Source organism: Sphingobacterium sp. 40-24 (genome assembly GCF_001899705.1).
Classification (GTDB): domain Bacteria; phylum Bacteroidota; class Bacteroidia; order Sphingobacteriales; family Sphingobacteriaceae; genus Sphingobacterium; species Sphingobacterium multivorum.
Window position 1 is genome coordinate 92,223 of record NZ_MKWH01000063.1, and the last position, 22,069, is coordinate 114,291.

Here is a 22,069-nt window from a genome sequence, read left to right on the forward strand (position 1 = left end):
GCTTTTACGTATTTTAACTGTTTCGAATACTTGATTTTGCAACTTTATGAAGGTGAATTCGAAACCGAATAAAGTTAAATGAATTTGTTTTGATTTGAAATTGAGGGGCACAAAGTAGTTCGATGGGCAAATTACCTTGATCTGACAGCGTTTCTATGCCAACCATGAGCTCGTTACCTGCTTCTTGATTGTAGGATAAATTTCTTAATTGTCGACATGAAATCTATTTTTTTTGTCTTTTTTGTAAGAAATTATTGTCATTCCTTTCAGAATTCCCTTTATTTGCACAAATCTCAAATTAGATGGCGAAAAATTTATTGATAGTTGAGTCTCCGGCGAAAGCGAAAACGATAGAAGGGTATTTAGGAAAGGATTTTTTGGTCAAGTCAAGTTATGGACATATTCGCGACTTGGTGAAAACCGATGATGCAATTGATACCGAAAAGAATTTTGAACAAAAGTATGAAGTTCCATCCGACAAAAAGGCGGTTGTAAGTGAACTGAAGAAATTGGCTAAAGCTGCAGAAACCGTTTGGTTAGCGTCCGATGAGGACCGCGAAGGAGAGGCTATTTCATGGCATTTATTTGAGACTTTGGGATTAAAAGATGAAAGCACAAAAAGAATTGTGTTTCATGAGATTACAAAGCCAGCTATTTTGAAGGCTATTGACAACCCGCGTAAAATAGATTATAACCTCGTAAATGCACAACAAGCGCGAAGGGTGTTAGATCGATTAGTCGGATTTGAATTGTCTCCGGTTCTATGGAAAAAGGTGAAACCTTCTTTATCTGCCGGACGCGTGCAGTCAGTTGCGGTTCGTCTGATTGTAGATCGTGAGCGTGAAATCAATAAATTTGAACCCGAAGCGGCTTTTAAGATCGTTGCTTTTTTTCATACGGGAAAAGTTAAGGATAGTTTTAAAGCCGAGCTTCCGCAGCGTTTTGCGACAGAGGCAGAGGCGACCAAATTTTTGGAGGATTGTAAAGCAGCGCTTTTTTCTGTAAAAAATCTCGAAACAAAACCTGCGAAGCGTTCACCGGCAGCGCCATTTACTACATCAACATTACAGCAGGAAGCAAGCCGGAAACTTGGATTTTCGGTTGCCCGCACCATGCAGGTGGCTCAAAGGCTGTATGAATCAGGACGAATTACCTATATGCGTACCGATTCTGTTAATTTGAGTGATACGGCGATTGAGGCTGCTGAAAAGGAAATCAAATCGGCTTATGGTAACCAGTACCATAAAGTCAGAAAATATAAAACAAAGACATCGGGTGCACAAGAGGCGCACGAAGCTATTCGTCCTACTTATTTCTCTGAGCACACCATCGATGGCGATGCATCCGAAAAAAGATTATACGAGCTTATTTGGAAAAGAGCAATTGCTTCTCAAATGAGTGAAGCGGAGTTTGAACGTACATTGGCAAAAATCGACATATCAACTCGTACTGAAGATTTGAATGCTTCAGGAGAGGTGATGAAATTTGATGGATTCTTGAAAGTTTACATGGAATCCTTGGATGACGATCAAGACAACGCGATGGACGAAGATAGTGACAATGCTATTCTTCCACCATTAGCTGTTGGTATGCCATTAACGTTGAAAAACATGTCGGCGACGGAGCGTTTTACACGACCTCCAGCACGTTATACGGAAGCTGCTTTGGTGAAAAAATTAGAGGAATTGGGAATTGGCCGTCCTTCAACCTACGCCCCTACGATTTCAACGATTCAAAACCGCGGGTATGTCATAAAGGAAGAGCGTGAAGGTAAATCGCGCGATTACCGTGTACTGACATTAAAGGATGCCGAATTAACAGCGGTAACAAAAACCGAAATCACTGGTGCCGAAAAAGGAAAAATGTTTCCAACAGATATCGGTGTTGTCGTGAATGACTTTTTGGTTGAACACTTCAACGGTATTGTGGATTTTCATTTTACGGCCAACGTAGAAAAAGAATTTGATGATATTGCGCATGGACTGACCGAATGGACAAAAATGCTGCATGATTTCTATGGGCCTTTTCATTCTGAGGTAGAAGATACTTTAGTCAATGCAGATCGTGCGAATAATGAGCGTGAGCTCGGTGTCGATCCGGTTTCCGGTAAGCCTGTTTCGGTTCGCATTGGTAAGTTCGGCCCATTGGTACAGATTGGTTCTCCTGACGATGAAGAGAAACCTCGTTTTGCTTCCTTGAGAAAGGGACAGATGATCGAAACCATTACTTTTGATGATGCCATGGAATTGTTCAAATTACCGAAAAAAGTTGGTTTATTTGAAGATAAGGAAATGACGGTTGCTGTTGGGCGATTTGGACCTTATATCCGTCACAATTCGGCGTTTTACTCACTACCAAAAGGTGTTGACCCATTGGATGTGACAGAAGAAGAGGCGATACAGATTATCAAAGACAAACGTCAGAAAGATATCGAAAAAGTGATTCGGGTTTTTGATGAAAATCCGGATGCTCAGATTGAACAGGGACGCTGGGGGCCATTTATTCGTTTTGGCAAGCAGAATCTGAAGATTCCTAAGGGAACGGAAATTGAAAAAATTACCTATGAAGATGTGTTAAAATGGGCTGAGGCGGATGCGCCAAAAGGAAAAGCAACTAAAACAAAAACAACAGAAAAGAAAACTGTAGCAAAAAAGACTACCGCTAAGAAGGCTCCAGCTAAAAAAACTACAAAGTCTAAATAAGCATGAAAGCAGATTTGCCTGAAAATATAGTCAAAGACATTATGATCGCCGTCGTTTTGGAAGGTGAGACGGTGGAGACAAAAAATTGGACTGTCTATGTTATCAACGACAAGAATATTGCTATTCAGAACGTGCTGATTAGCTCAAAAGGTTATGGCGAAAAGGATGGCCGACAAGTAACAACAACGACTTTGCGTCATTTTATTGGTAATATAGAAGCTAAATCTTTCGATCGTGTTGAAGCGATTGATGAACAGGTATTCGGGCTTACAAATGAATATTGGTTGAGTTTTTATATTGATAACATTATTTACGATAAAAAATATATCTTTTTACCTGAAAGCATTGTGGATGGTAACCTGACTAAGGTTCCTTTGGTCAATCGCCCAGGTGTAATCATAGGAGGAAACGAATAATGAGTGGACGTCACAATTTTATTATTGCCATAGATGGTTTTTCCTCCTGCGGTAAGAGTACACTGGCAAAAGCTTTGGCAAAAAAACTGAAGTTTGCCTTTATTGATAGCGGAGCCATGTATAGGGCTGTCACACTCTATTTTATCCGGCATAAAATAGCGCTGGATGATCAAGAAGCGATCGAAAGCGCACTAAAAGATATCCATATTGATTTTATCCCAAATGCAATAAAGACGGAGATCCATCTAAATGATGAGGATATTTCGGAAGAGATCCGTCAGATGTATATTTCTGATAAAGTTAGTGATGTGAGTGCAATTAAAGCTGTCCGGGTTGCCATGGTTGCCCAGCAGCAAAAATTGGGTAGCAGACGAAATATTATTATGGATGGCCGTGATATCGGTACTACTGTTTTTCCAGATGCTGATCTGAAGATTTTTATGACGGCCGATCCTAAAGTACGTGCTGCGCGACGTTATTTGGAGTTGACGGAAAAAGGGGAGGATGTGACGTTGGAAGAAGTCGTGGAAAATCTTGCAACACGTGACCGTATCGACAGTACCCGTGCGGAAAGTCCATTACGACAAGCGGAAGACGCGATTGTTTTGGATAATTCTAATCTGACACCAGAACAACAGCTCCATTTTGTTGAAGAAGAGTATTTGAAAGCTAAGGCTGCAAAAGTCCAATTATAAAACACAAAGAAGGCCGATTATTTAATCGACCTTCTTTGTGTTTGGAATATCATTATTTTATACTGTTAATTTGTTGTTGTTCCAATAATTTTCCAACATTGTTCTTTTCTCCAAACTCTGCTGTCTCATCTTGAAAAGATTCCAGAAGAGCTTTAATAGCATCTGAATTATCTGATGTACGTTGATAGATATCGGGAATTGTTTTTTCGATATTTTTATCGCCGAGTTCAATGTTATCAACTTCGATTTTGCCTATTTTTTCCAAAACAGCTTGCTGGCTATTTCTGACATCTTCTAATTCTCTCGCTATTTTTTCCATCAATTGGAATTTCTTCAATTTATCCATATGAAATCGCTTTTGTTACTATTAGAAGAACAAGATGCTTCAAAACTTTGTTTTGTTTTTTTTTAAAAAGAAATAGAATTGGGGTTTATGGGAAGGAACCATGAAAAAAGAAAAAGGCGGAACATGCATGTTCCGCCTTTCTTAAGTGCTGTTATCTTATTGTTAATTTGTGCGTCCCGGATACACTTGGAGTGCTTTCTCTAAGCAAACTAAAGCGCTTTTAAGATCATCCTGATTCAGTACATAGGCCAGGCGGACTTCATTTACTCCAGCACCCTCTGTACTATAAAAGCCCGTAGCTGGAGCCATCATAACTGTTTCGTTATTGTAAGAGAACTCTTCCAACATCCATTGACAGAATTTATCTGCATTATCAATTGGTAATTTGGCTACGACGTAAAATGCGCCACCCGGGTTAGGAGAGTAAACTCCTTCAATGGCATTGAGCCCTTTTACGAGGGTATCTCTTCTTGCTGTATATTCTTTGGATACCGCCTCGAAGTAACTGTCTGGTGTATCAACAGCAGCTTCACCCGCTATTTGTCCTTCTAAGGATGGGCTTAAGCGCGCTTGTGCAAATTTCAGTGCTGTCTGATATAGTTCTTTATTTTTGGTAATGATACATCCAATACGCGCACCACAAGCGGAGTAACGTTTTGATACTGTATCAAAAATAACGACATTATTTTCGAGACCTTCTAAATGCATTGGTGAGATAAACGCTCTGCCATCGTAACAAAATTCACGATAAGCCTCATCTGAAAAAAGGTAAAGATCATATTTTAGACAAAGTTCACGAAGAGCTTCGAGTTCTTCTCTGGAATAAAGGTAACCTGTAGGGTTATTTGGATTACAGATGCAGATTGCTTTGGTTTTAGCGGTAATTACTTTTTCAAATTCGGCGATGGAAGGTAATGCAAATCCACTTTCAATATAGGACATGATTGGTTTGATTACCACATCGGAGGAACAAGCAAAACCATTGTAATTCGCATAAAATGGCTCTGGAATGATGATCTCTTCGCCTTCATTTAAACAGGCTTGCATAGCGATCATAATCGCTTCCGAACCACCATTTGTTACTAATATATCTGTCGGCTCGATATTATAATTTAGCTTATTATAATATTCTGCTAACTTGTTTCGGTAAGAGGCTGTACCTTCAGAAGGTGTGTAGGCCCACACTTTGAACTGTATATTTTTCAAAGCATTAAGCATCACTTCAGGTGTTTGGATATCAGGTTGTCCGATATTGAGGTGATATATCTTTTTACCTTCTTTTTTTGCTTGATCAGCATATGGCGTCAACTTTCTAATAGGCGACGCAGGCATATTCAGCCCTTTTTCTGATATTACTGGCATTATAGTTTTTTTAAAATTAGTAGTGCAAAGCTAACCAAAATAAAACGAAAAAAGCCACATGATAATGTGGCTTTTTTCGTTTTATCTATGGGAATTGTTATTCTACAATACCCTTAATGTATAGCGTTTTTACAGGAGTCTTGGTATTCGACTGCACCGTGAAGCTCTTTGTGAATGGCGCTTTTGCTGCAGCATTGTAAGTCACTTTAATCGTACCACTTTCTCCTGGTTTGATTGGCGTTTTTGTAAATTCTGCTACAGAACATCCACAGGTAGGCACCACGTTGGAAATGATAATTGGCTCGCTACCGGTGTTAGAAAATTTGAAATTATACGAAACGGGCGTGCCGGCAGGAATTTTACCAAAATCATGTGTTTCTTTTTCGAATTTAAATTCTCCTTGTCCTGTTTGCATCGAAGAAAAACCAATAAAGGAAATGATCACTGCTAAGATTGTTATATACTTTTTCATGCTTCTAAAATATTACTTTACGATTAAAATAGTACAACTGATATGCCAAATTTAATATTTATTGCCAATTTATTGTACATCTAACAACTTTATTACAGTTATATTATCCCTTCTTTCAATAGATCCTGTATGTGGATAACACCAGCGTAATTTCCTTTGTCGGAAACCAATAGTTGTGTGATATTGTTTTCACGCATAATATGGAGCGCATTGGCGGCCAATTCATCTTTATCGATAATTTTAGGTGATTTTCCCATGATATCGGCGGCAGTAATTGTCGCTAAATCCGTGTGTTTCTCCAGCATACGACGGATATCACCATCTGTGATGATGCCAAGTATGTTTTCATCATCCAACACGGCGACAGCTCCCAGTCTAAACTGTGTTATGGTGATGATGATATCACTTACTGTGGCTTGTTGTGGGACGCTAGGTTTGCCATTCTGATCGGATAGATCGCCGACTCTCAAGTACAGCTTTTTGCCTAATGCTCCTCCTGGATGGTATTTTGCAAAATCTTTATCCGTGAAATCACGGCACTCTTGTAATACCACGGCAAGCGCATCACCCATTGCCAACTGAGCAGTTGTACTTGAAGTTGGTGCAAGGTTGTTGGGACAAGCTTCTTTCTCAACGGTGGTATTTAAAATATAGTCGGCATTTTTAGCGAGGTAGGAATCTGTATTTCCGACCAAAGCAACCAATACATTCTTTGTCTGTTTTAAAAAGGGAACAAGTACTTTAATCTCAGGTGTATTACCACTTTTAGAGATGGCAATAATCAAATCATTTTGTTGGATGATACCAAGATCTCCATGGATAGCATCAGCAGCATGCATAAAAATCGATGGTGTACCTGTCGAATTGAGCGTTGCAACTATCTTTTGAGCAATAATAGCGCTTTTACCAATTCCAGTTACAATAACTCGGCCGTGCAAATTAAGAATACGATCGACAACGGTAACAAAATCATCATCAATATATTGAGCTAAAGCAGCTACTGCCTTGGCTTCTTCTTGAATAGCTTGAATAGCTATATTTTTTATTTCGTAGTTGTTTTTCACAAAAAATACTCTTACTTTTATGTATTAGAATAGATTGCAAAAATAGATTATTTTTCAAGATTATTTCTTCATTTATCTATCTTATTTTTGCCCAAGGCGCAATGGAAATAGAAAAATCACTTTTCGACAATTTACAAGATTTTTTTGGTTTTGATACTTTTAAGGGGGATCAGGAGGCAATTATAAACAGTATTCTTCAACGGAGAGACACGTTTGTAATTATGCCAACCGGAGGAGGGAAATCAATTTGCTATCAACTTCCAGCACTCATGAGTGAGGGGACTGCAATTGTTATTTCTCCGTTGATTGCTTTAATGAAAAACCAAGTAGATCAGCTTCGTGCATTCGGTGGCGAAGATAGTATCGCTCATTTTTTGAATTCTTCATTGAATAAAAGTGAGATTACAAAGGTTAAGGATGATGTAATCGCTGGGAAGACCAAATTGCTGTATGTCGCTCCGGAATCTCTTGCTAAGCAAGATAATTTGGACTTCTTACACCAAATCACCGTGTCATTTGTAGCGGTTGACGAAGCGCATTGTATTTCCGAATGGGGACACGATTTTAGACCAGAATATCGTAAAATACGCCAGGTCATTAATGAAATAGGGGCCAATATTCCTATTATTGCGCTTACAGCGACAGCAACACCTAAAGTACAGTCTGATATTCGTAAAAATTTGCAGATGACTGATGCTGTTTTATTTAAGTCATCATTTAATCGTAGCAACTTATATTACGAGGTAAGACCTAAAAAAGATGTCGTAAAAGAAATTGTACGTTTTATCAAAACCAAATCGGGTAAGACGGGCATTGTCTATTGTTTGAGCCGTAAAAAGGTAGAAGAAATCAGTGAGGTTTTGAACCTAAATGGCATCAAAGCTTTACCTTACCACGCGGGTTTAGACGCCAAAACAAGAGCAGATACACAGGATAAATTTTTGATGGAGGATGTCGAAGTGATTGTGGCTACCATTGCTTTTGGTATGGGAATAGATAAACCTGATGTTCGTTATGTGATTCACCACGATATTCCTAAATCCATGGAGGGATATTATCAGGAAACTGGACGTGCTGGACGTGATGGGGGTGATGGTTATTGCTTGGCTTTTTATTCGGAAAAAGATGTTGAAAAACTGACCAAGTTTATGAAAGATAAACCTGTGGCTGAACGTGAGATTGGCACACAGATCTTAAAAGAGGTTATTGATTATTCGGAGTCTGCAGTATGTCGCCGTAAACAGATTCTTCATTATTTTGGAGAAAATTTTGACGAGCAGGGCTGTAATAATATGTGTGATAATTGTCGTTCGGAAAAAGAATATTTTGAGGCCGAAGACGCTTTAAAAGATGTATTGGGCTTTATTCAAGAACAGGGTGAAAAATTTGATGATCATCACGTGATTAACGTCATGATCGGCCAAAACAACCAACCCGTATCCGCCTATAAACATGATGAACATCGTCTTTTCGGAAAGGGCAAAGATAAAGGTGTTATTTATTGGAAATCCTTACTTAGGCAGGCAGTGCTTGATAACTTTATCGAAAAAGATATTGATCATTATGGCCTTTTAAAATTGCCAGCTATTGGTCGTCATTATCTGGATAATCCTTATCAACTAAAATTTGTTTTGAATCGTCCAATTGAAGGGGGGGATAATACAAGTTCGGAAGATACAGGACAGGGTACAGGGGCCTTAGATACCGTCTTGTTGGGTATGCTTAAAGATTTACGTAAGAAAATTGCAAAGGGCAAGTCCCTGCCGCCGTTTGTTATCTTTCAAGATCCTTCGCTGGAAGAGATGTGTACACATTATCCAATTGCTATCGATGAGTTGAAACAGATTCAGGGGGTAGGGAATGGTAAAGCGATTAAATTTGGTGCTCCATTTATTGCCTTGATCAAAGACTATGTTGAGGAGAATGAAATTGATAGACCTGTGGATCTTGTCATTAAGAGTACAGCTAATAAATCGGCATTAAAAGTGTCTATTATTCAAAATATCGATCGTAAAATTGCATTAGATGATATTGCCTCAGCTAAGGGGATAACTTATGAAGAAATATTGAAAGAAATTGAGACGATCGTAAACGCAGGAACGAAAATCAATATCAATTACTTTATTGATGAGGTCATAGATGAGGATCGTCAAGATGAGGTATATGACTATTTTAAGACAGCAGAGACTGATTCAATTAATGATGCGCTTAAAGAATTAGGTGGAGACGATTATAGCTATGAGGATCTCCAATTGATGCGAATCAAATTTTTATCAGAACTCGGCAATTAATTTTTTATAATTATATGATTAACAAATACATTCCCGAAATCAAGAATGGGACATCGCAGAATTTCTTTTTAATGGCGGGGCCATGTGCAATTGAAGGAGAAGAAATCGCTTTGCGTATTGCTGAAAAGATTGTTACAATTACAGATAAACTAAATATTCCGTACATTTTCAAGGGATCTTACCGTAAGGCCAATAGATCGCGGCTAGATTCATTTATGGGGATAGGTGATGAGAAAGCGTTGAAGATTTTAGAGAAAGTTGGGAAAACTTTTGGTGTACCGACGGTGACGGATATCCATGAGAGCCATGAGGCGGAAATGGCAGCCGCATACGTTGACGTTCTTCAAATTCCAGCATTTTTGTGCAGACAGACTGACTTATTAGTTGCAGCAGCAAAAACGAACAAGGTGGTCAATGTAAAGAAAGGTCAGTTTTTGAGTGCTGGATCTATGAAATTTGCAGTGGATAAGATCGTGGAATCTGGAAATGAGAAGGTTTTTTTAACTGATCGCGGTAATACTTTCGGCTATCAGGATCTCATTGTAGATTATCGCGGGATTCCCGAAATGCGTTCTTTTAACGTGCCCACAATAATGGACTGTACACATTCCTTACAACAACCGAATCAAACTTCTGGCGTAACAGGAGGGAAACCAGCATTAATTGAAACAATAGCCAAAGCTGCAATAGCGGTGGGAGCCGACGGCCTGTTTATAGAAACACATCCTGATCCGGCAAATGCGAAGTCTGATGGCGCCAATATGTTACATTTGGATTTACTTGAAGGCTTGATGGAAAAACTGGTCCGAGTTAGACAAGCTATTTTATAGTATAATAAATAAATCGCAATAGAAAGGAGCCAATAGGCTCCTTTTTTATAATCAATTACACCAAACTTAAAGCTAAATTATTGTATGTTCTCAAAAGTTGCATTGACAGCGTTTTTGTTGTTGTCTTTTTCTGCCATCAAAGCGCAGGAGAGTTATAGTTGGTTTTCTCCACTAGAAGATAAGCATGTGGAAGGTAGGCTGGAGAATCAGAAGCTTTCGGCCTTCAATAGACTTCCGGATGAACTGGAAAGCCAGGTACGTAAACCCGTATGGGAACTGGGGAAGAATAGTGCGGGATTCTATATTGACTTTCAAACTACTTCACCTGAGATTATGGTTCAATACCAAGTGGCTGGCGGTTTAAATATGCCCCATATGCCAACAACAGGTGTCAGTGGGCTTGATCTTTATGCTTATGATACTGTAAACAAGGAATGGAAATGGGCTTATGGCAATTATGATTTTTCGGATACCATTTCTTATACATGGAAGAATATAGGGCGCAATGGAAAATTTAATTACCGCTTATATCTTCCGCTATACAATACGGTTAAGTGGTTAAAGATTGGTGTGCCAAATACCGCTAAATTAACGTATACCCATACCACAGCAGCCAAACCTATTGTTGTGTATGGGACCTCGATTGGACAGGGGGCCTGTACCAGTCGCCCAGGCTTAGCTTGGACCAACCAAGTGGGACGTGCGTTTGACCATGAAATGATCAACTTATGCTTTTCTGGTAACGGTCGATTGGAACAACCGATTTTGGATGTGATGAATAGTGTAGATGCTGCCTGTTATGTGTTGGATTGTATTCCTAATCTTGCTATTTCAAAGTCGCTAACAGAAGAGCAATTGGATTCACTGTTGGTCAATGCGGTGACATTTTTAAGAAAAGAACATCCGACGACACCCATTATTTTGACACAGCATAGTTCGGGGAGCATAGCCGAAGTCTTTAATGAAGATAAAAATGCGGAATACCAGCAAAGTAGCCGTGTGCTGAAGGCGACTTTTGAAAAATTACAATCAAAAGGAATCCGTCAGCTTTTCTTATTGTCGAGTCAAGACCTTAATCTGGATCTGAATTCGACCGTTGACTACGCTCATCCAAATGATCAAGGTATGGAAAGAATCGCAAATGCGTATATTAAATTGTTGAAGAAAATTCTCAAGTAAACTACAGTCAACGAGGACTTCACCATAGCAGTATTTCGAATTTACCTCATCGAAGGGAAATTGTGTATGAAAAGGATTTGTTGATAAAATGATAACAGTATGCTGTTATTTAAAAAAGGGAAGTTTAAAACTTCCCTTTTTTATTTCTTTTTCATTTTCATGGTCATTTTTGCCTTTTCGCCACCGCCATAATTAAAAGTCTTGGCATTGCTTTCTTTCTTTTGGTGGAATGCGCCACCTCGGGAAAGATCTTCTTTATCTTCCTCCTTGCTCGACTTTTTCTTTTTATCGGTGATGGGATTATAGATTACAAGATCCTCTGGCAGTTCCAAAACATCCATTCTTTTACCGACAGCCTGTTCTATTTTTTTAACCATGGGTAATTCCAGATCTGTTGTGAAAGTCAACACGACTGATTCTTCATTTTCGTCATTTTTAACAAGATGATTTAAGAATTCCTCCTTTTCATTTGGTAACTCAAATTGAAAAATGAATGGAACAGCGGAAAGGTCTACATCGTTCGTATTTTCCCGTGCAATTATTAGGACACGAGATTGACTATTTTCCTTGAAATCTTCCATCGTCTCATAGCCAAAATCATCATAGAACAATGGATTGAGGATAGCAATTTCTTCTTTATTGCTACTGAACAAACTGCTGGCCAACTTTTGGGCAGTAAGCTTCGAATTTACAAAGACGACTACTTTTTGAAATACTTCTTTATCCTGCAACAGAAGATTTAATAAATTGATCTTTGTTGTGAAATTAGGAACATGATATAATAATAGATCTAGGGTGTCGACAGTGTCATTCTCAAGTTCATCTATTTCGACCGAGGCACAATTTTCATTCATGAAATTGTCGATCATGTCATAAAGTTTTTGGTGTTCAACAGTACTGAAAACTAAATGTTGTACTTTTCCGCAGCTTTCGGCTAATTCCCTTACCGTATTTTGCATTCCTTGTTTGATAATCTCTTCAGCATCATCGATAATCAGTGTCTGAATACGGTTGAGATTCAAAGCCAATTTAAGATAGATAGCTCTTGCACGATTTGGGGTAGCTACAACAATGTCTTTTCCATCAACCAGTTCTTCGATTTCTTCTTCCATGCTGCCTGAAGCCCGCAATCCAATGATGCGAAGATCTTTATTTTTGCTTAATTGATAGAATCTCTCAACAATTTCGTCGATACGTTCTTCATTAGGCGCCAAGATCAAAAACTTCGGAGCTTCATCTGTTGTGAATTTCAACTTCATCAAGGTAGATAAGACATAAGTTGTGGTTTTGCCTGCACCTTCTGGAGCGATGGCAATCACATCCTGTCCACCAAGAATTCTGGAAATGCATCTACTTTGAATTTCCTTTGGAGCAAGATAACCGAGTTCGGTCATCGTAGCATTCAATCTTTTGCTAAGTTTTAGTTTCTCTAACGACACGTATCCTTTTATTTATGTAAGTTACAAAAATACAAATTTTGATCTTAGATCAACTAATGTGCGCCCATTTTTGAAAACAGATTGATAATAATGACTCCAACAACAATCAAGACCATACCGATAATGGCTGCTGTATCGGGAATCTGTTTAAATAAGAACATACCAATAAGCGTAATGGCTACAATACCAACGCCAGACCAAATTGCGTAGGATATTCCGACGGGCAGGTATTTAAGTGTGATACTTAAAAAATAGAAGGCAATAATATAGCCTACAATACAGAGAATGGTAGGCTTTATAAGGGTAAAACCCGCAGACTTCTTGAGGAAAGTGGTTGCAAATATCTCTGCGGCTATAGCAAGAAAAAGATAGGTGTACTTCATTGTTACAAAGGTACAATTTTTTGCTCAGCAAGGTTCGGTTAATTAGGTCAATAACAGGGGGAAGTTAATTTATTTTCGAGACAACGAATTGCGTATAAGAGCAATTTTATCTATGTTTGGCCAATTCACATAGCTAGACGCTAGATTTGATTTTATGGGGCATGTTCGAACTTTTTGGAAATCTGTACTAATATTCTTTGTTTTATTGTGCTTTTGCGATGCTATTGTTGCGCAAGAACAGCTGCAAGATTTGCAGAAGTCGTATTACAGTCTTCCTTTAGGAAGTAAAGAACGGTTTGTGTTAACGGGTAAATATGCACAAGCCCTATATTTTAGTAATGAAAAAGCGCTGGCCAGTCAATTGCTTAATGATAATATTCAGTTGGCCAGAAATTATCCTGACAAGCAATATTATGCCTATTTGAATTGTATTGCTGCCATGAACAGTTTTAATGATCATGCATTTGAAAAATCACGCTATTATTTAGAACATGCTAAATCTGTACTCCCCATAGTTAACGATAATGGAATAAAGGGGTATGTGCATTATTGTGATGGATGGGTTATGACACGACAGAATAAAGAGGATGAGGCTGTTTCCCAATTCCATAAAGCAATTTCATTTTTAGAGAAGGCGCCACCGACTGAGGCAAATATCGCCCGAAAATTGGCAGTTTATAAGGAGCTTACAGCGATCTATGCAAACCAACGCAATTATGATTTTCAAGAAAAGTACACCACGCTTCTGCTGGAAACGGCGAAGGAAGGAAAGAATGTCAATAGCCTATTTGACGCTTACATGCAGGCTGGTTACCTATTTGAAGAGGAGTATAGATCCAATAATGCAGACCAAAATCTATTAAGGAAAGCTGAACAACACTATCTTGAGGCTTACAATTTGGTAGAAAAGAACGAGAAACATCTTGTTAATCCAACAGATTTAGCTTACGTTTCTGTTAATTTAGCGAATCTGTACCATGAGTTTTATCCAGAAAATGGTGGTAAAAAAGCAATATCATATGCGAAACAGGCCTTAGATATTGCTGCTGAAACGGGACAATATGCCATTACAATACCTGCTTACGGTATCCTCGCTGATGAATCTTTCAAAGTCGGACATCGAGAGGAAGGAAAAAAATATCTGCAGCAGGCACTGCACAATCTTCAAAGAGAGCCCCATTATGATTACCAAGTCGGGTTAAGCCTGTTTAGCAGACTGGCTGAAGTAAGTGTTGAAGAGGGTAAATATGAGGAAGCTTTCAATTATCAAAAAAGTTACATAGATGTATTTGAAAAAGCATTTAATTCGGATAAACTGGATAAGACGAAGCAACTTGAGCTAAAGTATGAGCGTGAATTGCAAAACCAAAAGTTAATGCGGCTTCGATTGGAAGGCGAGAAAAAGGAACAGCAGATCAAGCTGATGAAAGTCTTGAACGATAGACAACGTCAACTGGTGGAGAATTTGAAATTAAATGAACTCAATCGAACACAACAGCTCAAGGTACTCCAACTTGAACGGGATAAAAAGGAACAGGATTTGCAATTAAGCCAACTGGAAAATGAACAGCGCTTGCAAGAACTTGACGTGTCAAAAAAGCAAATTGCCTTTAAATCACGAATGAATTCAATTTATATTTGGTTGTTCGTCAGTTGTTTGGTTGTGATTGTTTTGCTGTTTTATGCGTATTGGCAACGTTCAAAGGCCTTGAAGCAGAAGGTTCATTTGCATGAACTGGAGATGGAAAAGAATAATCAACAACATGCTATTAAAAACCTGACTGCAATGTTGGCCGGGGAAGAGAAAGAGCGTACCCGTCTTGCTCGCGACCTGCATGATGGATTAGGAGGTTTGCTGTCAAGTACCAAATTGGGATTATCAGCCATAAATAAAAATGTATTGGAGCAGGAATCCATGAAAGAAGGAATCGATCGAAGTATTGATTTGCTGGACGGGGCTGTAGATGAACTTCGCCGGCTTGCACATAATCTTATGCCAGATTTAATTGTAAAATATGGTTTGAAAGAAACTTTAAGAGACTATGCAAACCGAATGAGTCAATCGACATGTCAAGTAGAATGTGAATTTTTACAATTTGAATCAACCTTAAGCACGGAACAGGAAATTTCTTTGTACAGAATTATTCAAGAATTGGTGAATAACGCGTTGAAACATGCTAATGCGGCCAACATTTTAATACAGCTTTCTTCACATAATAAACGTTTACATATTACTATTGAAGATGATGGCAAGGGTTTTGATATGGAAAGTGTCGATTTGCAGCACTCTGCGGGAATGCATAATGTGCGGTCAAGACTTTCGTTTCTACACGGGGAAATGAAGGTTATGTCGGAGAATGGAGCGGGTACAACCATAGAATTGGAATTACCTATGATTTAACTTTTTGGAAAAATGATAAAAATAGCGATTACAGACGATCACCCTTTGCTACTTGAGGGATTGAAAAACATTATAAATGCGCATGAAGATTTTGAAGTTGTGGGCATGTATTCCAGCGCCACTGAACTGTTCCATCGTATTCCTGCTGATATGCCATTGGTATTGCTGCTCGATATCAATCTGCCGGATGCTAACGGTATTGATTTGGTTAAAGGTCTAAAGGAAAGCAATAAGGATTTGAAAATTATTGCGTTTAGTGTACATAATGAATTTGCAGTGATTAACAGCATTTTAAATGAGGGTGCCAATGCCTATCTACAGAAAAATGCAAATGGTGATGAAATAATTGCTGCCATTTCCGCTGTTCTTGTCGGCAAAAGGTATCTCTGTGAGAAAACGCAGGCGATCCTGAACAAGAAGGTGGAAATGGGGCTTAAGCAGGTGCCAAAATTGACACGTCGCGAGAAAGAGGTGCTTACTTTCGTGGCGCAAGGAATGACAACAAATCAAATTGCCGATTCATTGTTTATCAGTTCACATACGGTAGAGAGCCATCGCAAAAATCTAATGGAAAAATTTCAAACCAAAAGTGTTACTGCGGCAGTAAAATCGGCTATAGAATACGGATTAATTCGGGAAGCCTAATTAGACTCCCCAATTCCCTGATTTCAGGGATGAAAAGATCCCCAGGCATTTGATACTTTTGCTATTATTGATTTTAAAATAGAAGGTATCAAGTGCATTGCTGAAACCTAGTTTTTACGCTCTTTTCAGAGAAGGTATTGTTTCAGCCTTTGATTCATTGATCTATTTTAAATCGAATAGGTTTCAGAACAAAATTTCAAATCTAGGATTTTCTTAAGGAGCTCAATACTGCGGAATCTAATTTCTTAGTTGAGGGGTCTGTCAGATAGTTCTTTACGAGATAAACTACCAAAAATTACTGATTCAATTGTTATGATTAAAAAAATAATGCTTTGGACGATAGCTGTCCTCGTACTGTTGGCGATTGTCGCCTGGGGCGGATATATACTACGACAGCAAGAATCCTATAAATCATTGGTCCATAAAAAAAGTAAGGCTTTGTTGACCATATCATTGGATGATATCCTGCTGAATCAGTTTTTTAATAAATGGCAGTCAGCGCCGAAAGAGGGACAGGATTTTGGCAAAAAACTAAGTAAACTCAAAGATAATGGTATTGATATAAAAGCGAATGTATTTCTTTTTGCTTTGGAACCGCATCCAAAAAACTTTTATGCTTTTTTTCAGCTAAAAAATAAACAACAATTTTTGACCTTTCTAAAGGATGTATTACAGGTTGGTGCGGTGGAAAGTAATCTCGCCCCTGATGTGAGCTATGCCTATCATCAACCGAGTAAAATCGCCTTTATCTGGAAAGGGGATGATCTGCTGCTAGGTCTAGGCTTTGATCTTGATACAAAGAAGGAAGAAATGCTTCAGCTAATTCAATCAAAAGAGGACCGGGTTACCATAGAACAATTTATCAACCGTCCAAGCACGTTGACCGGAAAATCACTGCGTTATAGCAATATTTCAACAGATAATTTTATCGAACTTGATTTGAAAGGAGACCATGTCGAAGTATCCGGCGAATTTTTCTCAACAGATTGGAATTTTCCAAAGGAATATCTTGTGAGAGAACTCGCTTCCGCAAAATACATTGGTAAAGCTTGGATCAATATACCCAATAGTCAATTTAAAAATCAGCTAAAACAACTACTTAGTGAACTCCCTTTAGCCGCCGATTCTATTATAACACATTTGGATGGAAATTACGTCGATATTGAAATTTTGAAAAATAAGGTCATTCAAACAGATACCATTATAAATTATGCGGTTGATGAAAATTTTGAAACGATCGAAGAGAAAACACCGTACGAAACGAAAGTTCCGGATGTAAGAATAGCCATGCGTGGAGATAGCGACATGAGTAGATTCCTCCCCAATAAATTATTTTATCACTGGTTTCAAAAACAAGATAAGGGATTTAGTTTGCTGTCCACATCAAAGGATATTGATAAACTTAACGTAGCTTACAATAAGACGGTTGAACTATCCCATGTGGCAGTTCATTTGGCGGATTGGCCAAATGAGGCTAAAATATCACCGATTCTATTATTGAAAACGATCGCGTCAGACATTACGCTGAGCCTTAAAGTTGCAGACCACAATCGCTTGGTTCTCCAGGGAACAATAGGAGACTACTCGCATTAAAACGCGTTAACGACAAACATTCTTAGCTTCTCAATGGTTTGTTTTGGAGTACAAAGTACAAGAACATGGATAAACGAACTAAAAGTAGAAGTAAGGTGAAAACCTATTGGCGAATTTTAAAGAGTACGGTGGCTGGATTTTTGAATGAGGATTCGATGAAATATAGTGCTTCATTATCTTATTATACTGTTTTCTCTATTGGTCCTATATTGGTTTTAATGATTGCCTTAGCTGGAATTTTTTATGGTGAGGATGCGATTGAAGGGAAAGTATTCCTGGAACTCCGCGGTTTGGTGGGAAGCAATGCTGCAAAACAGATTCAAGAAGTTATTCAGAATTTGCAGCTTTCGGGAAAATCAAACCTGGCGTTGCTTATCAGTAGCATTACATTGGTTTTAGGAGCAACGACGGTTTTTGGGGATATACAGAATTCGATTAACAAAATTTGGCACGTAAGGGCAAAGCCGAAAAAAGGCTGGTTAAAATTGATTCAGGATAGATTGTTATCTTCGTCTTTGGTGATTGGATTGGGCTTTTTATTAGTCGTTACACTCATCGTAAATGGTGTAATATTGGCGTTGACAGATCAGCTACAGCATTATTTCCCGGACGTGACCGTAATGTTAATGGATGGGATTAACTTTGCATTGTCTTTTGGAATTATATTCTTGTTATTTAGTGTCATATTTAAAGCACTTCCGGATGTAAATATTCACTGGCGGACCGTACGGGCGGGTGCCTTATTTACGTCAATTTTATTTGTATTGGGACGTTATTTAATTGGAGTCTATCTGGAGCATTCTGCAACCCAAGATACCTATGGTGCGGCAGGTTCATTTGTGTTGATCTTACTTTGGGTCTACTACACAGCAGCTATTTTATATTTTGGTGCGATCTATACAAGGGAGTACGCCACTGTCATGGGCATCCCTATTGAACCCTCGCAATATGCCGTGCATGTTGAAACGCAGGAAATTGAGCGTAATGTAACCGAAATACCTCCGGCCCCGTTAACACAAGAGGAGCAGACGATTACCGAAGAGGATACTACGATCCCCAAGAAAGCATAAACATTAGATTTACTGAATTCTTACCACCAAATTCTGTAAATTTGATGGTAAGATCGATCTATTGTTTATGAACAAATTACAATCATTACGTGAGAAACTCAATTTAACACAAGAGGAACTAGCGCAAAAATCAAATATTTCAGTAAGAACAATTCAGCGGATTGAAGCGGGGCAGTCGCCAAAGGGTTACACCCTTCGCGCACTTGCACAGGCATTGAATGTGGAGGAATCGGAGTTTTCTGCGTATGATATACCTCTTGAGTCAGAAAACTTGAGATGGATCAAGATTATCAACCTGTCTTCCTTACCCTTTTCTATATTGCCACCATTAAATATTTTGGTACCTGTCGCAATTATGCTCTTCAAAAAACAGCATTCATATAAAGTTCGCCAGTTAATCTCAATTCAAATCGTATCGACTTTAATTGCTGTTTTACTGATGCTTATTATTTTTATACTGAACGATTGGGTAGGTATTAAAAGCAATGTGAAATTGCTTATTCCGTTATGTTGGATACTTATGAATATAATCATTATACTGCGAAATGCGATTGGATTAAATAAAGCTGGGCATGCACGTATTTTGCCCGATATAAGTATATTATAGGTGCTTTTATACAATTGTCGGCTAGCTGTCGGGACATTGTCGGGCTGTAAAAGGGTATTCTTCGTCTGGTATTTTTTTTCTTTGATCTTCAAAAAAATGCAAAATTATGAAAACAGACAATCAAAAGAAGAAACGCCATATTGCCTTGGCTACCTTTGCTATTATTCTTTCTTTTTTTACGATGACGAACGTCTTTCCGCAAGCTAAGATTCCTTTGATCAAAGCTTCATCTGAGAAAGCCGGTATTACAGATGGCGCCTATTGCCATGTTGACTGGAAATTAGATCCCAAGGCAGATCCCGACGTCTATTTCGTAAATATTCCAACAAAAGAAAGTACAGTTGTTTTTAAAACAGATCAGGAGGAATTGACTATGATGACTAAACCCGGGTCGATGTATGATTTCATAGTACTATTGAATGGAACGGATTCTTGTCACGTTCGTATAAGCGCTCAATTACCGCCGGATCTACCCACAATGGATAATAGTAATTTATTTCCGATGCGGATACCGTTTCGTCTTATTGGCTCACGGATTTTCCTGAACGGTACAATTAACAAAAAAGACGTTCCGATACAGTTTGATTTAGGAGCTGGAACTGGCGTTGTTAATAGAAATAACGCAAAGCAGCTGGATTTATCATTTTCATCGTTTACGACAGTTGCGAATACCGACGGGCTTAATAACGAGCGGACAAGTCTGGGCAATGAATTGCATATTGGGCCGATTGTTTGGAAAAACGTGTCAGTGACTGAGGTCGGTAATATGAAGCCTTTTGAAGATCTTATTATTGGCAACAGTTTCTTTCGAAATCACATTATTGAAATCGATTATGATAAAATGGAATTGGTAATTCATCGCGATCTCCCCACTAAAGCAAAGAAGTATACAAAGCTTCCAGTATACTATGAGCAAAACCGACCCAAGTTTAAAGCTGCTTTTAGACATAACCAACAAGACTACGATTTTTGGTTCCTTTTTGATACAGGTCGTGATGGTACGATGCTGTTAGGGGAAGATTTTACCGGTATAGATCATAATTGGACCGATCTAACGCCGCTTACCATGATCAGTAACCGTAAGATTATCCGTTTGGATGCTTCAATAGCTGGTGTGGAGTTTAAAGATATTGTGACGAATGCCGCTGATCCGGCCAAGCCCAATGGCAGACCAAGCCTGTTCGGAAATCAGATTCTGAACCATTTTAATGTCATTTTGGATAATCAGGAAGGATTTCTTTATCTGAAACCAAACAGCAGGATCAAGGAACCTTATTCAAACTATGAGGGCTATTTGAAACAGATGTCTCAGTCAATGCAGAAAAATTAAAGTGAGCAGCCAATGCCGTTTGTTCAGGGAGCAAATGACATTGGCTACTTATGGTAAGTATGTATCTAACGAATAAAATCGGTCCATTTCTGTTCGGATTTTCCCGAGGCAATTACAGTTTCTAGAAACTTCATGCCACGCAGACCATCAGCTACAGTTGGAAAATCAGTATCTTCTTCTCGCGGCTCTATACCTTGCATTGATGCCAATAGTGTGGCTGCAAAATTTCTATAAATATTGGCAAATGCTTCGATATATCCTTCGGGGTGACCGGCCGGTAGACGAATGTTATGTTTGGCGATTGGTGAAAGGTACTGCTGACCTGCACGAAATAGCTGGATTGGCGCATCGAGCTGTTTAAAGATGAGTGTATTTGCATCCTGCTGGTTCCATTCCAATCCCCCAAGTTCACCATATACTATAATTTTTAACGCATTTTCTTCTCCTGCAGCAACTTGGGATGCCGATAGTACGCCGGTGGCTCCATTCTCAAATCCAAGTAATATGTTGCCGTCATCTTCAAGTTTTCTTCCGGTCACAAATGTTTGAAGATCGGCACACATTTTAGTGATTTTTAAACCGGAGATATATTCCGCTAGGTGGGCAGCATGTGTCCCAATATCGCCCATACAACCACTTTTTCCGCTCTTTTCCGGATCTGTCCGCCAGAAGGCCAGAGAAGGACTATTTTCGATCATCTTACTTAGCCATCCCTGCGGATACTCGACCATAATTTTTCTAATCGAACCTAATTGGCCCTCTTTGACAAGATGACGGGCTTGTTTCACCATCGGATAGGCAGAGTAGGTGTATGTGACACAGAGTATTAGTCCAGTTTCCGCTACTTTTTGTTGGAGCAATTCGGCCTGTTCTGTTGTCAGAGTCATCGGCTTTTCAAGCACGACATGGAAGCCATGTTCCAGCGCCATCATTGCTGGTTCGAAATGAGCAAAATTGGGCGTGACGATACTCACAAAGTTCATGCGATCATCCGCCGGACGTTTACTTTCCTCGACAATCATTTCCCGATAACTTCCATAGCTCCTTTCCTCTGGAAGCCCTAAAAGCGCAGCGGATTCTTTTGCGACAAGTGGATCAGCACTCAGTGCTCCGCAACATAATTCAATCAGACCGTCAATTCCAGTAGCCATGCGATGTACAGCCCCTATAAATGCATTTTTTCCACCGCCGATCATGCCCATTTTTAGTTTTGTATTGCGCATAAAGTTGATTTTTTAATGAGG

General features: G+C 38.9%; 19 protein-coding genes. 12 read left to right on the forward strand and 7 right to left on the reverse strand.

Going from position 1 to position 22,069, the window contains the following annotated elements:
- Positions 1-302 precede the first annotated feature (302 nt).
- The 3 genes from topA to cmk are packed head-to-tail and all read left to right on the forward strand — an operon-like array spanning position 303 to position 3,813.
- Positions 303-2,702 carry a type I DNA topoisomerase gene (gene topA / locus BGP15_RS23850; RefSeq protein WP_070561098.1) on the forward strand — a complete coding sequence of 800 codons (2,400 nt, stop codon included), beginning with the start codon at positions 303-305 and terminating at the stop codon, positions 2,700-2,702.
- Positions 2,703-2,704: 2 nt separating this feature from the next.
- On the forward strand, positions 2,705-3,118 hold the full coding sequence (locus BGP15_RS23855; RefSeq protein ID WP_046672862.1) for a hypothetical protein: 414 nt from the start codon (positions 2,705-2,707) through the stop codon (positions 3,116-3,118).
- Positions 3,118-3,813, forward strand: coding sequence for a (d)CMP kinase (cmk, locus tag BGP15_RS23860; RefSeq protein WP_070561097.1), 696 nt, complete (start codon positions 3,118-3,120; stop codon positions 3,811-3,813). Before BGP15_RS23855 ends, cmk begins: the two co-directional genes overlap by 1 nt.
- Positions 3,814-3,865: 52 nt before the next feature.
- Here the strand turns inward: cmk and BGP15_RS23865 are convergent, their stop codons facing one another.
- The 4 genes from BGP15_RS23865 to BGP15_RS23880 form a co-directional block, all read right to left on the reverse strand.
- The gene (locus tag BGP15_RS23865) at positions 3,866-4,159 is read right to left on the reverse strand and encodes a hypothetical protein (RefSeq protein WP_115048829.1); all 294 of its coding nucleotides are present in this window, start codon (positions 4,157-4,159) and stop codon (positions 3,866-3,868) included.
- Between the two features lie 162 nt (positions 4,160-4,321).
- The gene (locus BGP15_RS23870; RefSeq protein WP_070561095.1) at positions 4,322-5,521 is read right to left on the reverse strand and encodes a pyridoxal phosphate-dependent aminotransferase; all 1,200 of its coding nucleotides are present in this window, start codon (positions 5,519-5,521) and stop codon (positions 4,322-4,324) included.
- A 97-nt stretch (positions 5,522-5,618) separates the two neighbouring features.
- Positions 5,619-5,993: a DUF1573 domain-containing protein gene (locus tag BGP15_RS23875; RefSeq protein WP_075992841.1), complete on the reverse strand. Its 375-nt coding sequence runs from the start codon at positions 5,991-5,993 to the stop codon at positions 5,619-5,621.
- 98 nt (positions 5,994-6,091) lie between these two features.
- Entirely contained in the window at positions 6,092-7,057 is a 966-nt protein-coding gene (locus BGP15_RS23880; protein WP_070561093.1) for a KpsF/GutQ family sugar-phosphate isomerase, read from the reverse strand.
- A 101-nt stretch (positions 7,058-7,158) separates the two neighbouring features.
- On the opposite strand from BGP15_RS23880, the gene recQ reads away from it, so the two are divergent.
- The 3 genes from recQ (at position 7,159) to BGP15_RS23895 (ending at position 11,357) form a co-directional block, all read left to right on the forward strand.
- Complete coding sequence (gene recQ, locus BGP15_RS23885) at positions 7,159-9,348, forward strand: DNA helicase RecQ (protein ID WP_115048827.1); 2,190 nt, start codon at positions 7,159-7,161, stop codon at positions 9,346-9,348.
- A 14-nt stretch (positions 9,349-9,362) separates the two neighbouring features.
- Complete coding sequence (gene kdsA / locus BGP15_RS23890; RefSeq protein ID WP_070561091.1) at positions 9,363-10,178, forward strand: 3-deoxy-8-phosphooctulonate synthase; 816 nt, start codon at positions 9,363-9,365, stop codon at positions 10,176-10,178.
- A gap of 84 nt (positions 10,179-10,262) precedes the next feature.
- The gene (locus BGP15_RS23895) at positions 10,263-11,357 is read left to right on the forward strand and encodes an SGNH/GDSL hydrolase family protein (RefSeq protein WP_115048825.1); all 1,095 of its coding nucleotides are present in this window, start codon (positions 10,263-10,265) and stop codon (positions 11,355-11,357) included.
- A gap of 140 nt (positions 11,358-11,497) precedes the next feature.
- On the opposite strand, the gene BGP15_RS23900 is transcribed toward BGP15_RS23895, so the two are convergent.
- Complete coding sequence (locus tag BGP15_RS23900) at positions 11,498-12,796, reverse strand: DEAD/DEAH box helicase (protein ID WP_070561089.1); 1,299 nt, start codon at positions 12,794-12,796, stop codon at positions 11,498-11,500.
- Between the two features lie 53 nt (positions 12,797-12,849).
- Positions 12,850-13,179, reverse strand: a complete 330-nt coding sequence (locus BGP15_RS23905; protein WP_070561088.1) for a DMT family transporter — start codon at positions 13,177-13,179, stop codon at positions 12,850-12,852.
- 154 nt (positions 13,180-13,333) lie between these two features.
- Between BGP15_RS23905 and BGP15_RS23910 the strand changes: the two genes are divergently transcribed.
- The 6 genes from BGP15_RS23910 to BGP15_RS23935 all read left to right on the forward strand — a co-directional run bounded on the left by BGP15_RS23910 (position 13,334) and on the right by BGP15_RS23935 (position 20,825).
- The gene (locus tag BGP15_RS23910; RefSeq protein WP_070561087.1) at positions 13,334-15,580 is read left to right on the forward strand and encodes a sensor histidine kinase; all 2,247 of its coding nucleotides are present in this window, start codon (positions 13,334-13,336) and stop codon (positions 15,578-15,580) included.
- Between the two features lie 12 nt (positions 15,581-15,592).
- Complete coding sequence (locus BGP15_RS23915; protein ID WP_070561086.1) at positions 15,593-16,225, forward strand: response regulator; 633 nt, start codon at positions 15,593-15,595, stop codon at positions 16,223-16,225.
- A gap of 312 nt (positions 16,226-16,537) precedes the next feature.
- Positions 16,538-17,818 carry a hypothetical protein gene (locus BGP15_RS23920; protein ID WP_115048823.1) on the forward strand — a complete coding sequence of 427 codons (1,281 nt, stop codon included), beginning with the start codon at positions 16,538-16,540 and terminating at the stop codon, positions 17,816-17,818.
- Between the two features lie 65 nt (positions 17,819-17,883).
- Positions 17,884-18,888 carry a YihY/virulence factor BrkB family protein gene (locus BGP15_RS23925; protein ID WP_070561084.1) on the forward strand — a complete coding sequence of 335 codons (1,005 nt, stop codon included), beginning with the start codon at positions 17,884-17,886 and terminating at the stop codon, positions 18,886-18,888.
- Positions 18,889-18,955: 67 nt separating this feature from the next.
- Positions 18,956-19,495: a helix-turn-helix domain-containing protein gene (locus BGP15_RS23930; RefSeq protein WP_070561083.1), complete on the forward strand. Its 540-nt coding sequence runs from the start codon at positions 18,956-18,958 to the stop codon at positions 19,493-19,495.
- Positions 19,496-19,601: 106 nt separating this feature from the next.
- The gene (locus BGP15_RS23935; protein ID WP_115048822.1) at positions 19,602-20,825 is read left to right on the forward strand and encodes a retropepsin-like aspartic protease; all 1,224 of its coding nucleotides are present in this window, start codon (positions 19,602-19,604) and stop codon (positions 20,823-20,825) included.
- Between the two features lie 65 nt (positions 20,826-20,890).
- Here BGP15_RS23935 and BGP15_RS23940 read toward each other — a convergent pair whose 3' ends face one another.
- Positions 20,891-22,048, reverse strand: coding sequence for a Gfo/Idh/MocA family protein (locus BGP15_RS23940; protein WP_115048820.1), 1,158 nt, complete (start codon positions 22,046-22,048; stop codon positions 20,891-20,893).
- Positions 22,049-22,069: the final 21 nt, after the last annotated feature.